The organism is Enterobacter cloacae complex sp. (assembly GCF_900322725.1).
Taxonomy (GTDB): Bacteria; Pseudomonadota; Gammaproteobacteria; order Enterobacterales; family Enterobacteriaceae; genus Enterobacter; species Enterobacter quasihormaechei.
Map to the genome: position 1 here is coordinate 3,691,034 of NZ_LT991957.1, position 16,410 is coordinate 3,707,443.

Sequence of the window (16,410 nt, forward strand, 5' to 3'; positions counted from 1 at the left end):
AAGGCGACCAATGGCCGCCTTTATTTACGTTTGTTACTGACTTGTAAAGATTATTTACCTTGTTCAGCCAGTCCGTCCAGATAGCGTTCTGCGTCCAGCGCGGCCATACAGCCGGTGCCCGCAGAGGTGATCGCCTGACGATAAATATGGTCCATGACGTCGCCTGCCGCAAAGACGCCCGGAACGCTGGTCTGGGTCGCGTTGCCGTGAATGCCGGACTGCACTTTAATGTAGCCGTTTTCCAGCTCCAGCTGACCTTCGAAGATAGCCGTGTTCGGGCTGTGGCCGATGGCCACGAACAGGCCCGCCACCTCCAGCGTTTCGACGGTGTCGGTGTTCTGCGTATCACGAATACGCAGACCCGCCACGCCCATCTGGTCGCCGGTCACTTCTTCCAGCGTACGGTTGGTGTGCAGCACAATGTTGCCGCTCGCCACTTTATCCATCAGGCGTTTGATCAGGATCTTCTCAGCGCGGAAGGTGTCGCGACGGTGGATCAAGTGCACTTCCGAGGCGATGTTCGCCAGATACAGCGCTTCTTCGACCGCAGTATTACCACCGCCGATCACCGCAACTTTCTGGTTGCGATAGAAGAAACCGTCGCAGGTTGCACAGGCTGACACGCCGCGGCCTTTGAACGCTTCTTCAGACGGCAGGCCGAGATAACGGGCAGAGGCGCCGGTGGCAATGATCAGCGCATCGCAGGTGTATTCACCGCTGTCACCCGTCAGGCGGAACGGACGGTTCTGCAAATCCACTTTGTTAATGTGGTCGAACAGGATTTCGGTTTCGAATTTGGCGGCATGCTCGTGCATGCGCTCCATCAGCAGCGGCCCGGTCAGGTCGTTCGGGTCGCCCGGCCAGTTCTCCACTTCCGTGGTGGTGGTCAGCTGACCGCCTTTTTCCATCCCGGTGATCAGTACCGGTTGCAGGTTAGCGCGTGCAGCATAGACCGCTGCGGTATATCCCGCAGGTCCAGAACCAAGGATTAGCAGCTTACTGTGTTTGGTCGTGCCCATGAGATCCCCATTGTTGTTGGCAGGCAATGGGCTGGATTGTAGGGAATTTGTTGCCGTAAAAAAAGAGCACGGCAGTTTTGCTTCCGATATATGCAATAGCCGCGCCCTATGAATCAGATGCGTTCATATCACGTCTGCTACTGAAAATCGCGCGTTTATAAGGCAATAAAATGAGGATTAATACCCCTCCGTAATGAATATCCGGCATCTTGTACTAAAAATCGATGTTTTGCTTTGACAATCCCCTGCGCTTTTGCGAAAACATTCAAGGAAGAAAAAAAAACGCATGAACTGCATGCCGAATAGACATGCACGTAAATGCCATTTTTACCGGGTCAGTGAAATCTACGCATGGTGTGGACAGACGCCATACGTGATGTCTGTGACTGCTTTCGGGCAACGGTCTTCTTACCGCAGAACCCGAATCCACATCGCGTCAAATACATAACCAGGCGATGTGATGAATAACGGGTGCAGGCTCTGAACAGTGATGTGCACAGGGTCCAGGCAGGAGTAGGGAAGGAATACAGAGAGACAATAATAATGGTAGATAGCAAGAAGCGCCCTGGCAAAGATCTCGACCGTATCGATCGTAACATTCTTAATGAATTGCAAAAGGATGGGCGTATTTCCAACGTCGAGCTTTCAAAACGTGTGGGACTTTCCCCGACGCCGTGCCTTGAGCGTGTGCGTCGACTGGAAAGACAGGGTTTTATCCAGGGCTATACGGCTCTGCTGAACCCGCATTATCTGGATGCCTCACTTCTGGTATTTGTTGAGATTACTCTGAATCGTGGTGCACCGGATGTGTTTGAGCAATTTAACGCCGCTGTACAAAAACTTGAAGAAATTCAAGAGTGTCATCTGGTTTCCGGTGATTTCGACTACCTGTTGAAAACCCGTGTGCCCGATATGTCCGCCTACCGTAAGCTGCTGGGTGAAACCCTGCTGCGTCTGCCAGGCGTGAACGACACCCGTACTTATGTGGTGATGGAAGAGGTCAAACAGAGCAATCGTCTGGTTATTAAGACGCGCTAACACGGAACAGGTGCAAAATCAGTGTAGTTTGATTACACTCCTGTTAATCCATACAGCAACAGTGCCGGGGATACCCGGCGCTGTTGTCCGTTTTAGCACACAGGCAGGACATGCCTGATACCTGGAGAGCCTTTCTTGAGCCAGGAATACACTGAAGACAAAGAAGTCACACTATCGAAGCTAAGCAGCGGACGTCGTCTCCTCGAGGCTTTGCTGATTGTTATTGCCCTTTTTGCCGTCTGGCTGATGGCTGCCTTACTCAGTTTCAACCCCTCAGATCCCAGCTGGTCACAAACCGCATGGCATGAGCCTATCCATAACTTAGGTGGCGTTCCCGGCGCCTGGCTTGCGGACACGCTCTTTTTCATTTTCGGTGTGATGGCCTATACCCTGCCCGTCATCATTATTGGCGGATGCTGGTTTGCCTGGCGTCATCGACAGAACGACGACTACATCGATTATTTTGCCGTTTCGCTGCGCCTGATTGGTGCCCTGGCGCTGATCCTCACCTCCTGTGGACTGGCGGCGATCAACGCCGATGATATCTGGTACTTCGCTTCCGGCGGGGTGATCGGCAGCCTTCTGAGCTCCGCGCTGCAACCGATGCTTCACAGCAGCGGCGGCACGCTGGCGCTGCTGTGTATCTGGGCGGCGGGGCTGACGCTGTTTACCGGCTGGTCCTGGGTGAGCATTGCTGAGAAGATCGGCAGCTTTATTCTGACGCTGCTGACGTTCGCCAGCAACCGTACCCGTCGTGACGATACGTGGGTCGATGAAGATGAATACGAAGATGAGTATGACGAAGACGATGCGCCTGATGTGCGTCGTGAGTCTCGTCGCGCGCGTATTCTGCGCGGTGCCCTGGCGCGCCGCCAGCGCGTCGCTGAAAAATTTGCGAACCCGTTAGGCCGTAAAACGGACGCCGCGCTGTTCTCCGGCAAACGTATGGATGAAGACGAGCAGATTGAGTATCGCGGTGCGGTCGTCGATCCTGATGACGTACTGTTCTCTGGTCATCGCGCCACGCCGGGTGAGTATGACGAATACGATCCGCTGCTGAATGGTCATTCCGTGACTGAACCGGTAGCCGCCGCTGCTGCCGCAACGACGGCGGCGCAGGCCTATGTTGCACCTGTTGAAGCCGTGATGCCGTCCTCGCCTGTGCCTGCCCCGGAGTCCGCGATCCAGCAACCGCAGGTGGACTGGCAGACTGCGCCTGGCGTCCATACGCCTGAGCCGACCATCGCGCCTGAGCCAGAAAGCTATATTCCCGTTCAGCAGGAGCAGTGGCAGCAGCCGTATCAGCCGCCTGAGCCTGTCACCGAGCCGCAACAACCGTATCAGGCTTATACGCCAGAACCCGTTGTACATGAACAGCCCTACGTTGCGCCGGAGCCTGAACCTGAGGTGGTCGAGGAAGCGAAGCCGTCTCGTCCGCCACTGTACTATTTTGAAGAAGTGGAAGAGCGCCGCGCCCGTGAGCGCGAGCAGCTTGCCGCCTGGTATCAGCCCGTGCCCGAGCCGGTACAGGAGCCAGTTGCAAAAGCGCCTTCGGTCAGCGTTCCACCTGTAGATCCTACGCCAGCCGTTGCGTCGGGTGCTGAAGCCGTGAAGCAGTCAACGGCAGCCGCTGCCGCGTCCGCTCCGCTATTCAGCCCGGCAACCGACAGCGCCCCGCGTCCTCAGGTGAAAGAGGGCATTGGTCCACAGCTGCCGCGCCCTAACCGCGTGCGCGTACCGACTCGCCGGGAGCTGGCCTCTTATGGCATTAAACTGCCTTCCCAGCGTATGGCGGAAGAGAAAGCGCGTGGTTCCGACTACGAAGATGATGCAGACGAACTGCATCAGGACGAGCTGGCGCGTCAGTTTGCCGCCCAGCAGAATCAGCGCTACGGCGACGAGTATCAGCACGACGTGCCTTCACACCAGGACGACGATGATGCGGCCGAAGCGGAGCTGGCGCGCCAGTTTGCCGCTACGCAGCAGCAGCGTTATTCCGGTGAGCAGCCTTCGGGGGCAAACCCGTTCTCGCTGTCGGATTTCGAATTCTCACCAATGAAAGATCTGGTGGATGATGGCCCAAGCGAACCGCTGTTCACGCCGAGCGTAATGCCGGAAGCGGAACCGGTGCGTCAGGCGCCAGCGCCACAGGCTTACGCGCAGCCGCAACAACCGGCGCCGCAGGCGTATGCTCAGCCGCAGACGCCTGCCCAACCGCCACAGCCGCAGTTCCAGCAGCCGGCACCGCAGCCGCAGGAGAGCCTGATTCATCCGCTGCTGATGCGTAACGGAGACAGCCGACCGCTGCAACGTCCAAGCACGCCGCTGCCGTCGCTGGATCTGTTAACGCCGCCGCCGGCTGAAGTCGAGCCGGTTGATACTTTTGCCCTCGAGCAGATGGCCCGTCTGGTGGAAGCGCGTCTGGCTGACTTCCGTATTAAAGCGGACGTGGTGAACTACTCACCGGGCCCGGTGATCACCCGTTTCGAACTGAACCTGGCGCCGGGCGTAAAAGCGGCGCGTATTTCTAACCTCTCCCGCGACCTGGCGCGTTCCCTGTCGACCGTGGCTGTTCGCGTGGTGGAAGTGATCCCAGGCAAGCCTTACGTTGGCCTTGAGCTGCCAAACAAGAAACGCCAGACCGTTTATCTGCGTGAAGTGCTGGACAACACCAAGTTCCGCGATAATCCTTCCCCGCTAACCGTGGTGCTGGGGAAAGACATTGCGGGCGATCCGGTAGTTGCCGATCTCGCGAAAATGCCGCACCTGCTGGTTGCGGGTACTACCGGTTCCGGTAAATCGGTCGGTGTGAACGCCATGATCCTCAGCATGCTCTACAAAGCGCAGCCTGAAGACGTGCGTTTCATCATGATCGACCCGAAAATGCTCGAACTGTCCGTCTACGAAGGCATTCCGCACCTGCTGACGGAAGTGGTCACCGACATGAAGGACGCCGCCAACGCACTGCGCTGGAGCGTCAATGAAATGGAGCGTCGCTACAAGCTGATGTCGGCGCTGGGCGTGCGTAATCTTGCCGGTTATAACGAGAAGATCGCCGAGGCGGCGCGCATGGGTCGTCCGATTCCGGACCCATACTGGAAGCCGGGTGACAGCATGGATGCCCAACATCCGGTGCTGGAAAAACTGCCTTACATCGTGGTGCTGGTGGATGAATTTGCCGACCTGATGATGACCGTTGGTAAGAAAGTGGAAGAGCTGATTGCACGTCTGGCACAGAAAGCGCGTGCGGCGGGTATCCACCTGGTTCTGGCTACGCAGCGTCCGTCCGTGGACGTTATCACCGGTCTTATTAAGGCAAACATCCCGACCCGTATCGCGTTTACCGTGTCGAGTAAAATTGACTCGCGTACTATTCTTGACCAGGGCGGAGCAGAGTCGCTGCTGGGGATGGGTGATATGCTCTACTCCGGGCCGAACTCCACCTCGCCGGTGCGTGTTCACGGTGCGTTTGTTCGCGACCAGGAAGTGCACGCGGTTGTGCAGGACTGGAAAGCGCGCGGGCGTCCGCAATACGTTGACGGCATCACCTCCGACAGCGAAAGTGAAGGTGGCGGCGGTGGTTTTGACGGCGGCGAAGAGCTGGATCCGTTATTCGACCAGGCGGTTAATTTCGTCACCGAAAAACGTAAAGCGTCCATCTCGGGCGTGCAGCGCCAGTTCCGTATCGGCTACAACCGCGCGGCGCGTATCATTGAGCAGATGGAAGCGCAGGGCATCGTGAGCGAACAGGGGCACAACGGTAACCGTGAGGTGCTGGCGCCACCGCCGTTTGAGTAACCTTCAGCGATTGCAAAGAAGGGTAAATCAGCAAAAATTAAGCATATTCTTCTGTCGCCTGCTTTCGGGCAGGTACAGAATAGAAACGGAACCCCCATATCGGGAAGACGTATTTTAAGGAATAACAATGAAAAAAATCGCCATCGCCTGTGCATTACTCTCCAGTTTTGTTGCCAGCAGCGTCTGGGCTGATGCAGCCAGCGACCTTAAAAGCCGACTGGATAAAGTGAGCAGCTTCCACGCCAGCTTCACGCAAAAAGTGACTGACGGCAGCGGCAACGCGGTGCAGGAAGGGCAGGGAGATCTGTGGGTGAAGCGCCCAAATCTGTTTAACTGGCACATGACCCAGCCGGATGAAAGCGTTCTGGTGTCTGACGGTAAAACCCTGTGGTTCTACAACCCGTTCGTTGAGCAGGCGACCGCCACCTGGCTGAAAGACGCGACCAGCAATACGCCGTTTATGCTCATTGCCCGTAACCAGTCCAGCGACTGGCAGCAGTACAACATTAAACAAAACGGCGACGAGTTTGTCCTGACGCCAAAAGGCAGCAACGGTAATCTGAAGCAGTTCACCATTAACGTGAGCAGCAACGGCACCATCAATCAGTTTGGCGCGGTTGAGCAGGACGATCAGCGCAGCAGCTATCAGTTGAAGTCTCAGCAAAACGGCGCTGTTGATGCATCGAAATTTACCTTTACCCCGCCGCAGGGCGTAACGGTGGACGACCAACGCAATAAGTAAGAGGCATGAGTGAGCAATTTGTCGCTCGATTTTTCAGATAATGCGTTTCAACCTCTGGCCGCCCGTATGCGGCCAGAAAATTTAGCGCAGTACATCGGTCAGCAACATCTGCTGGCTGCGGGGAAACCCTTGCCGCGCGCCATCGAGGCCGGGCATCTGCACTCCATGATCCTCTGGGGGCCTCCCGGCACCGGAAAAACCACGCTCGCTGAAGTGATTGCCCGCTATGCCAACGCGGACGTTGAGCGCATCTCGGCGGTCACGTCGGGGGTGAAAGAGATCCGTGAGGCGATCGAGCGGGCGCGACAAAACCGCAATGCCGGACGTCGCACCATTCTGTTTGTCGACGAAGTTCACCGCTTCAACAAGAGCCAGCAGGATGCCTTCCTGCCGCACATTGAAGACGGTACGATTTTCTTCATCGGCGCCACCACGGAAAACCCGTCGTTTGAACTGAACTCTGCGCTGCTGTCCCGTGCACGCGTGTATCTGCTCAAATCGCTGACCACGGAAGATATCGAAAAGGTTCTGACGCAAGCGATGGACGACAAAGCGCGGGGTTACGGCGGGCAGGATATCGTTCTTCCGGACGAGACGCGTCGTGCGATTGCCGACCTGGTAAACGGTGATGCCCGTCGGGCGTTGAACACGCTCGAAATGATGGCCGATATGGCCGAAGTGAACGATGCGGGCAAGCGCGTATTGAAGCATGAACTGCTCACCGAAATTGCCGGTGAACGCAGCGCGCGCTTCGATAATAAAGGCGACCGTTTCTACGACCTTATCTCTGCGTTACATAAATCCGTGCGCGGCAGCGCGCCGGATGCGGCGCTCTACTGGTATGCGCGTATCATCACCGCCGGTGGCGATCCGTTATATGTCGCGCGCCGCTGCCTGGCGATTGCGTCGGAAGACGTCGGCAATGCCGATCCGCGCGCCATGCAGGTCGCGCTTTCCGCCTGGGATTGCTTTACCCGCGTCGGGCCTGCGGAGGGTGAGCGCGCCATTGCTCAGGCAATTGTCTATCTGGCCTGCGCACCGAAAAGCAATGCGGTGTATACCGCCTTCAAAGCGGCGATGTCGGATGCACGTGAACGTCCGGATTACGACGTTCCGGTACATCTTCGCAATGCCCCCACTAAGCTGATGAAAGAGATGGGTTACGGGCAGGAGTATCGCTACGCCCATGATGAACCCAATGCCTACGCCGCCGGGGAGGAGTATTTCCCGCAGGAGATGGCACAAACCCGCTATTATCACCCCACAAACAGAGGTCTTGAGGGTAAGATTGGCGAAAAGCTCGCCTGGCTTGCCGGACAGGATCAAAATAGCCCTATAAAACGCTACCGTTAGTTCAATCGTTGCGGTAATGTTGGCAATATATCTCTGTGGCCGCAGGCTGTGGTCACTTTTTCCTTTTTTAATTCGATAAGCACAGGATAAGCATGCTCGATCCCAATCTGCTGCGTAATGAGCCAGACGCAGTCGCTGAAAAACTGGCACGCCGGGGCTTTAAGCTGGATGTAGATAAGCTGCGCGCTCTTGAAGAGCGTCGTAAAGTTTTGCAGGTACAAACTGAAAATCTGCAAGCAGAGCGTAATTCTCGATCGAAATCCATTGGCCAGGCGAAAGCGCGCGGGGAAGACATTGAGCCATTACGCCTGGAAGTGAACAAGCTGGGTGAAGAGCTGGATAAGGCGAAAGCTGAACTGGACGTTCTTCAGGCTGAAATTCGCGATATTGCTCTGGCGATCCCGAACATTCCTGACGACAGCGTGCCTGTCGGCAAAGACGAAAACGACAACGTTGAAGTGAAACGCTGGGGTACGCCTCGCGAGTTTGACTTCGAAGTGCGCGATCACGTGACGCTGGGCGAAATGCACGCGGGCCTGGACTTTGCGGCAGCGGTTAAGCTGACCGGTTCTCGCTTCGTGGTGATGAAAGGGCAAATTGCTCACCTGCACCGCGCGCTGGCTCAGTTCATGCTGGATCTGCACACCGAGCAGCACGGCTACAGCGAAACCTACGTACCGTATCTGGTTAACCACGATACGCTGTACGGTACAGGCCAGCTGCCGAAATTTGCCGGCGATCTGTTCCACACCCGTCCGCTGGACGAGGAAGCAGACAGCAGTAACTACGCGCTGATCCCAACCGCGGAAGTGCCGCTGACCAACCTGGTGCGTGACGAGATCATCGACGAAGACGATCTGCCAATCAAACTGACCGCGCACTCTCCGTGCTTCCGTTCTGAAGCGGGCTCTTACGGTCGTGATACTCGCGGCCTGATCCGTATGCACCAGTTCGATAAGGTTGAGATGGTGCAGATCGTTCGTCCGGAAGAATCGATGGATGCGCTGGAAGAGATGACCGGCCACGCGGAAAAAGTGCTGGAACTGCTGGGGCTACCTTACCGCCGTATGGCGCTGTGCACCGGGGATATGGGCTTCGGCGCCTGCAAAACCTTCGACCTCGAAGTGTGGGTGCCGGCGCAGAACACCTACCGTGAAATCTCTTCCTGCTCTAACGTCTGGGATTTCCAGGCGCGTCGTATGCAGGCGCGTTGCCGCAGCAAGTCCGATAAGAAGACCCGTCTGGTCCATACCCTGAACGGTTCTGGTCTGGCGGTTGGTCGTACGCTGGTGGCCGTGCTGGAGAACTACCAGCAGGCAGACGGTCGCATTGAGATCCCTGAGGTGCTGCGTCCTTACATGAAAGGCCAGCAGTTCATCGGTTAATATTTTGCTTCAAAACAAAAAAGCGCCTCAGGGCGCTTTTTTTATATCCCTGATTTGATACGACGCAATACCTCCTCCCTCTAAAGTAGTAATACTCCTCCGAACGAAAGTTAGCATAAAACACCGATAACGTAGCTTTTCGTTATATATAAAACTACATAGCGGTTTGCACCGCCTCTCTTTTCTTTGTGAGCAACCAAAGTGAGTCTTTATGAAAATCAAAGCGCCTGAAGCGTTAATGGCTGCCGAGGTCACTCGCCGTGGGTTGATGAAAACCACGGCAATAGGCGGTCTGGCTGTTGCCAGCAGCGCCTTTACGCTCCCCTTTACCCGACTGGCGTCGGCGGCGGAGGCTCTGTCTCCCGCTTCAGCCCCGGAAAAAGTGGTGTGGAGTGCCTGTACCGTTAACTGTGGTAGCCGCTGCCCACTGCGTATGCACGTGGTGGACGGTGAAATCAAATACGTAGAAACCGACAATACCGGCGATGATAACTACGAAGGGTTACATCAGGTTCGTGCCTGTCTGCGTGGCCGCTCAATGCGCCGTCGCGTTTATAACCCGGATCGTCTGAAATATCCCATGAAGCGTGTCGGTAAGCGTGGGGAAGGAAAGTTCGAGCGCATTAGCTGGGACGAAGCCTACGATATTATCGCGACCAACATGCAGCGCCTGATCAAAGAGTACGGCAACGAATCCATCTACCTGAACTACGGCACCGGGACGCTTGGCGGCACCATGACCCGTTCCTGGCCGCCGGGTAAAACGCTGGTAGCGCGCCTGATGAACTGCTGCGGCGGCTATCTCAACCATTACGGCGACTACTCTTCCGCACAGATTGCCGCGGGCCTGAACTACACCTACGGCGGCTGGGCAGACGGCAACAGCCCGTCGGATATCGAAAACAGTAAACTGGTGGTGTTGTTCGGCAACAACCCGGGCGAAACGCGCATGAGCGGCGGCGGAGTAACCTATTACCTTGAGCAGGCGCGCGCCAAATCCAACGCACGAATGATCATCGTCGATCCGCGCTACACCGATACCGGTGCCGGGCGTGAAGACGAGTGGATCCCCATTCGCCCTGGTACCGACGCGGCGCTGGTCAATGCGCTGGCGTATGTGATGATTACTGAAAACCTCGTCGACCAGCCGTTCCTGGATAAATACTGCGTTGGTTATGATGAGAAGACGCTGCCAGCCAGCGCACCGGCTAACGGGCACTATAAAGCCTATATTCTTGGCCAGGGCAGCGACGGCGTGGCGAAAACCCCGGAGTGGGCATCCACTATCACCGGCATTCCTGTCGAACGTATTGTTCAGCTGGCACGTGAAATCGGTTCAGCCAAACCGGCTTATATCAGCCAGGGCTGGGGACCACAGCGTCACGCGAATGGTGAGATTGCCACCCGCGCCATTTCTATGCTCTCAATTCTGACCGGCAACGTCGGCATTCACGGCGGTAATAGCGGCGCGCGTGAAGGCTCGTATGAAGTACCGTTTGAACGTATGCCAACGCTGGACAATCCGGTTCAGACCAGCATCTCCATGTTTATGTGGACTGACGCGATCGAGCGCGGCCCGGAAATGACCGCGCTGCGCGACGGCGTTCGGGGCAAAGATAAGCTGGATGTGCCGATCAAAATGATCTGGAACTATGCCGGTAACTGCCTGATCAACCAGCACTCCGAAATCAACCGCACCCACGAAATCTTGCAGGACGATAAGAAGTGCGAAATGATCGTGGTGATCGACTGCCATATGACCTCGTCGGCGAAGTATGCCGATATCCTGCTACCAGACTGCACCGCCTCTGAGCAGATGGATTTTGCGCTGGACGCCTCCTGCGGCAACATGTCCTATGTGATCTTCACTGACCAGGCCATCAAACCGCGCTTCGAGTGCAAAACCATCTATGAGATGACGTCCGAGCTGGCGAAACGTCTTGGCGTTGAGCAGCAGTTCACCGAGGGACGCACTCAGGAAGGATGGATGCGCCATCTGCATGAGCTCTCCCGCAAAGCCATTCCAGACCTGCCTGACTTCGATACCTTCCGCAAGCAGGGGATGTACAAACAGCGCGACCCGGACGGGCATCACGTGGCGTACAAAGCCTTCCGCGAGGATCCGGTGGCCAATCCGCTGACCACGCCGTCGGGCAAAATCGAGATCTATTCGGAAGAGCTGGCAAAAATTGCCGCGACCTGGGAATTGCCGGAAGGGGACGTTATCGATCCACTGCCGATCTATACGCCTGGTTTCGAAAACTACAACGATCCGCTGACGGAGAAATTCCCGCTTCAGTTGACCGGTTTCCACTATAAAGCGCGTGTTCACTCCACCTACGGCAACGTTGACGTACTGAAAGCGGCCTGCCGGCAGGAGATATGGATCAACCCGATGGATGCGAAAGCGCGCGGCATCAGTAATGGCGATCGCGTACGTATCTTCAACGGGCGTGGCGAGGTGCATATCGAAGCCAAAGTGACGCCGCGCATGATGCCGGGCGTTGTCGCGCTGGGGGAAGGGGCCTGGTATAACCCGGATGCGAATCGCATCGATCAGGCGGGCTGCATCAACGTTCTCACTACGCAGCGTCCATCGCCGCTGGCGAAGGGCAACCCATCCCACACGAACCTCGTTCAGGTTGAAAAGGCGTAAGGAGTAACCGATGACAACCCAGTATGGATTTTTTATTGATTCCAGCCGTTGCACCGGGTGTAAAACCTGCGAGCTGGCCTGCAAGGATTATAAGGACCTGACTCCGGACGTCAGCTTCCGTCGTATTTATGAATACGCGGGCGGCGACTGGCAGGAGGACAACGGCGTCTGGCATCAGAATGTCTTCGCTTATTACCTGTCGATTGCCTGCAACCACTGCGAAGATCCGGCCTGTACCAAGGTCTGTCCGAGCGGGGCAATGCACAAGCGCGACGACGGCTTTGTGGTGGTGGACGAGGACGTCTGCATCGGCTGTCGCTACTGCCACATGGCCTGCCCGTACGGCGCGCCGCAGTACAACGCTGCCAAAGGCCACATGACCAAGTGCGACGGCTGCCACAGCCGCGTGGCGGACGGCAAAAAGCCCATCTGCGTCGAGTCTTGCCCGCTGCGCGCGCTGGACTTTGGCCCGATTGAGGAGCTGCGCAAAAAACACGGCCAGCTTGCCGCCGTCGCGCCGCTGCCGTCTGCGCACTTCACGAAGCCGAGTATTGTGATCAAACCTAACGCCAACAGCCGTCCGACGGGTGACACCACCGGCTACCTGGCAAACCCGAAGGAGGTGTGAGATGGGAAGTGGATGGCATGAATGGCCGCTGATGATCTTCACGGTCTTTGGGCAGTGCGTGGTGGGCGGGTTTATTGTCCTCGCGCTGGCGCTTATGAAAGGCAATCTCAGTGCCGAACGCCAGCAGCGTCTGGTGCTCAGCATGTTTGGTCTGTGGGTGCTGATGGGCATTGGCTTTATCGCCTCCACGCTGCACCTGGGTTCGCCAATGCGCGCGTTCAACTCCCTGAATCGCGTGGGCGCCTCTTCGCTGAGTAATGAGATTGCCAGCGGCGCAATCTTCTTTGCCGTAGGCGGGCTGGGGTGGCTGCTGGCAGCGGTGAACAAGCTGCCGTCAGGATTACGCGCGTTGTGGCTTATCGTCACCATGGTACTGGGCGTGGTATTCGTCTGGATGATGGTTCGGGTGTACAACACGATTGACACCGTTCCGACCTGGTACAGCGTCTGGACACCGATGAGCTTCTTCCTGACGATGTTCATTGGCGGCCCGCTGCTGGGCTATCTGCTGCTGCGCGTGGCCGGCGTTACGGGTTGGGCAATGCGCCTGCTGCCTGCGGTCTCGCTGCTGGCACTGGTCATCAGTACCGTTGTGGCGCTGATGCAGGGAGCGGAGCTGGCGACGATTCACAGCTCTATTCAACAGGCTTCGGCCCTGGTGCCGGATTACGGTTCGCTGATGGCCTGGCGCGTGGTGCTGCTGACGGCGGCGCTGGTCTGCTGGGTTGCCCCTCAGCTTAAAGGCTACCAGCCTGCGCTGCCGTTGCTGTCGCTGGCGTTTGTACTGGTGCTGGCTGGGGAACTGATTGGCCGCGGCGTGTTTTACGGTCTGCATATGACGGTCGGTATGGCTATCGCCAGCTAGTTTTTATTTTTTGTTATATAAAGCCGGGACATAGCGCCCGGCTTTTCTTTTTTCATTCATGAAATTTTTCAACTGATGTTTCGCTTAAGAATTTCCCGGATATAAATAAAAACAAATAGATAATTAATATCTGTAGCAGGCTTTGCATTAGCAGGATGAGTTTTTTAAATCGACGTGGCGCATATCGTGCGTGACGCCTGAATCGGTGGATTGACTTTGTTTTTGCCAGTGGCATGATGCGCACGAAATCTGAACTTCCTCACGGTTTTTAATCCATGACCACCTATACCCGCCCGGTGCTTTTGTTGCTCTGTGGCCTGCTTTTGCTGACCCTGGCGATCGCGGTGTTAAACACACTCGTTCCGCTCTGGCTGGCCCATGAAAACTTACCGACCTGGCAGGTGGGTATGGTTAGCTCGTCCTTTTTTACGGGAAATCTGCTGGGCACCTTATTAACGGGTAGCCTTATTAAGCGTTTTGGTTTTAACCGTAGTTATTATCTGGCGTCGCTGATCTTTGCCGTCGGATGCGCCGGTTTAGGCCTGATGGTCGGCTTCTGGAGCTGGATGGTCTGGCGCTTTATTGCGGGCGTCGGCTGCGCAATGATCTGGGTGGTGGTGGAAAGTGCGCTGATGTGCAGCGGCACCTCGCGTAACCGCGGGCGTCTGCTGGCGGCTTACATGATGGTGTATTACGTCGGTACCGTTCTGGGACAACTGATGGTCAGCAAATTCCCAACCGACCTGATGAGCGTACTGCCGTGGGTAACGGGCATGGTGCTGGCTGCGGTCCTGCCGCTGCTCTTCACCCGAATCGTGAACCAGGGCAGTGAGCATCAGGAAGCTACGCACGTCTGGCCGATGCTCAGGCTTCGTCAGGCGCGTTTAGGCGTTAACGGCTGCATTATCTCCGGGATTGTGCTGGGTTCACTCTATGGCCTGATGCCGCTCTATCTCAACCATCAGGGCGTCAGCGATTCCGGGATCGGTTTCTGGATGGCGGTCATGGTCAGCGCTGGGATTGTAGGTCAATGGCCGATCGGTCGTCTGGCCGATCGTTTTGGTCGCCTGCTGGTGCTACGCGTGCAGGTTTTTGTGGTTATCATGGGCTGCCTCGCCATGCTCAGTAACGCCGCGATGGCGCCTGCGCTGTTCATTCTGGGGGCTGCGGGCTTTACGCTCTATCCGGTCGCGATGGCCTGGGCCTGTGAGAAAGTAGAGCATCATCAGCTGGTGGCGATGAACCAGGCTTTATTGCTGAGCTACACCATCGGCAGTTTGCTGGGGCCGACTTTCACCTCCATGCTCATGCAAAACTACTCTGATAACCTGCTGTTTATCATGATTGCCAGCGTGTCGTTTATCTATCTGCTAATGCTGCTGCGCAAAGTCGGCGAACATCCCACGCCGGTGGCACACGCCTGATGAATTAAAAGCCTGTCGATGACAGGCTTTTTTGTCCCTGTCACATATAAGACTTTTGCTTATTGTGCGTTTTTACTGCCTGGCGATAATTCAAATGCGTACTACCACAAAAAGGCAGCCATCATGTCTACTCGTCGTTTTACCACTACCGCACTTGCCGTAGTGTTGTCCTTAACGTTTGCAACGGCTCCGGTCATGGCTAACCCCGGGAACGGGAATGGCGGTGGCCACGGAAACGGTGGCGGACAAGGTAATAGCGGCAATCATGGTAACGGCAACGCCGGCAACCATGGTAATAAGCAAAATAAGGGTCAGGATAATCCAGGAAAATCGGATAAAAGCGTCAAAAACAGCAAAGATGTCGGTAACGACGTCGATGTGCGCGTGAGCTTCGATCGCGCCCGCCATCTGGCGCTGAATTATGGCTTAACGGGCTATGACTCTCTGCCTCCGGGCATTGCGAAAAACCTTGCGCGCGGTAAACCGCTGCCTCCGGGCATTGCAAAGAAAACCGTGCCGGCCTCAATGCTCGGCCAGCTTCCGTCCTATCCGGGGTATGAATGGCGCGTGGTGGGGGACGACCTCGTCTTAATTGCCCTGAGTACCGCGATTGTGACTGCCGTTATTAACGGCGTCTTTGAATAGAATATAAAAAGGCCCAGTTCTCACCGGGCCTTTTTCTTAATACATGACCTTGTGGCCGTACTGCTCAAGAATACCTTTGACGCGTTCCATCGTCTCTTTTTTCGGCGGCTTCACGCCGTCAAGCTTGTACTCTTCGCCCATCGCCACCCATTTGTGTTTACCCAACTCGTGATAGGGCAGGAGTTCAATTTTCTCCACGTTGCCCATATCCCGGGTAAACTCGCCCAGACGATGCGCGGAATCATCATCATCTGACCAGCCCGGCACCACCACGTAGCGGATCCACGTTTTGACGCCTTTGTTGGCAATGTATTTGGCAAATTCCAGCGTACGGTGGTTCGAGACGCCGACCAGGTTCTGGTGAATTTCATCGTTCATCTGTTTGAGATCGAGCATCACCAGATCGGTTACCTCAAGCAGTTCATCAATAACCGGATCGTAGCGGCGTACAAAGCCGTTGGTGTCGAGGCAGGTATGAATGCCTTCTTTGTGGCAGGCGCGGAACCAGTCGCGCACAAACTCAGCCTGAAGAATGGCTTCACCGCCGGATGCCGTCACGCCACCGCCGGACGCGTTCATAAAGTGGCGATAGGTCACCACCTCTTTCATCAGATCCTCAACGGTGACTTCTTTGCCGCCGTGGGTATCCCAGGTGTCACGGTTGTGGCAGTACAGGCAGCGCATCAGGCAGCCCTGGAAAAAGGTGATGAAACGGATCCCCGGGCCATCGACGGTGCCACAGGATTCAAAGGAGTGAATGCGACCAATAATTGACATTGCGGTGATATCTCCAGCATCGGCCCGTCCGGGGCCTGAGTATGCACAGCTCAAAGCCGGCTGTGTTGAAGTCTGTTTTG

Annotated in this window: 12 protein-coding genes; 10 read left to right on the plus strand and 2 right to left on the minus strand. The window is 56.2% G+C overall.

From position 1 onward, the window contains the following. Positions 1–50: 50 nt before the first annotated feature. Positions 51–1,019, minus strand: coding sequence for a thioredoxin-disulfide reductase (trxB, locus tag DBR02_RS18165; protein WP_063449177.1), 969 nt, complete (start codon positions 1,017–1,019; stop codon positions 51–53). A gap of 543 nt (positions 1,020–1,562) precedes the next feature. On the opposite strand from trxB, the gene lrp reads away from it, so the two are divergent. The 10 genes from lrp to DBR02_RS18225 all read left to right on the plus strand — a co-directional run bounded on the left by lrp (position 1,563) and on the right by DBR02_RS18225 (position 15,553). Then, positions 1,563–2,057: a leucine-responsive transcriptional regulator Lrp gene (gene lrp, locus DBR02_RS18175; protein WP_000228469.1), complete on the plus strand. Its 495-nt coding sequence runs from the start codon at positions 1,563–1,565 to the stop codon at positions 2,055–2,057. Positions 2,058–2,192: 135 nt separating this feature from the next. Next, a complete protein-coding gene (locus DBR02_RS18180; protein ID WP_107535044.1) occupies positions 2,193–5,855 on the plus strand; it encodes a DNA translocase FtsK 4TM domain-containing protein in 3,663 nt (1,220 codons plus the stop codon). Positions 5,856–5,982: 127 nt separating this feature from the next. Continuing rightward, positions 5,983–6,597, plus strand: a complete 615-nt coding sequence (gene lolA, locus DBR02_RS18185; protein WP_003858270.1) for an outer membrane lipoprotein chaperone LolA — start codon at positions 5,983–5,985, stop codon at positions 6,595–6,597. 9 nt (positions 6,598–6,606) lie between these two features. Next, positions 6,607–7,950 (plus strand): replication-associated recombination protein RarA, encoded by a 1,344-nt coding sequence (gene rarA, locus DBR02_RS18190; RefSeq protein WP_107535045.1) that lies wholly within the window; start codon positions 6,607–6,609, stop codon positions 7,948–7,950. Between the two features lie 92 nt (positions 7,951–8,042). Next, complete coding sequence (gene serS / locus DBR02_RS18195) at positions 8,043–9,335, plus strand: serine--tRNA ligase (protein WP_063449174.1); 1,293 nt, start codon at positions 8,043–8,045, stop codon at positions 9,333–9,335. A gap of 211 nt (positions 9,336–9,546) precedes the next feature. Beyond that, entirely contained in the window at positions 9,547–11,991 is a 2,445-nt protein-coding gene (gene dmsA / locus DBR02_RS18200; RefSeq protein WP_107535046.1) for a dimethylsulfoxide reductase subunit A, read from the plus strand. A 10-nt stretch (positions 11,992–12,001) separates the two neighbouring features. After that, a complete protein-coding gene (locus DBR02_RS18205; RefSeq protein ID WP_017384545.1) occupies positions 12,002–12,619 on the plus strand; it encodes a DMSO/selenate family reductase complex B subunit in 618 nt (205 codons plus the stop codon). Position 12,620: 1 nt separating this feature from the next. After that, positions 12,621–13,484 carry a dimethyl sulfoxide reductase anchor subunit family protein gene (locus DBR02_RS18210; protein ID WP_107535047.1) on the plus strand — a complete coding sequence of 288 codons (864 nt, stop codon included), beginning with the start codon at positions 12,621–12,623 and terminating at the stop codon, positions 13,482–13,484. A 275-nt stretch (positions 13,485–13,759) separates the two neighbouring features. Beyond that, entirely contained in the window at positions 13,760–14,908 is a 1,149-nt protein-coding gene (locus DBR02_RS18220) for an MFS transporter (RefSeq protein WP_107535048.1), read from the plus strand. 123 nt (positions 14,909–15,031) lie between these two features. Continuing rightward, on the plus strand, positions 15,032–15,553 hold the full coding sequence (locus DBR02_RS18225; protein WP_107535049.1) for an anti-virulence regulator CigR family protein: 522 nt from the start codon (positions 15,032–15,034) through the stop codon (positions 15,551–15,553). A gap of 36 nt (positions 15,554–15,589) precedes the next feature. On the opposite strand, the gene pflA is transcribed toward DBR02_RS18225, so the two are convergent. Continuing rightward, positions 15,590–16,330, minus strand: coding sequence for a pyruvate formate lyase 1-activating protein (gene pflA / locus DBR02_RS18230; protein ID WP_003858250.1), 741 nt, complete (start codon positions 16,328–16,330; stop codon positions 15,590–15,592). Positions 16,331–16,410 lie beyond the last annotated feature (80 nt).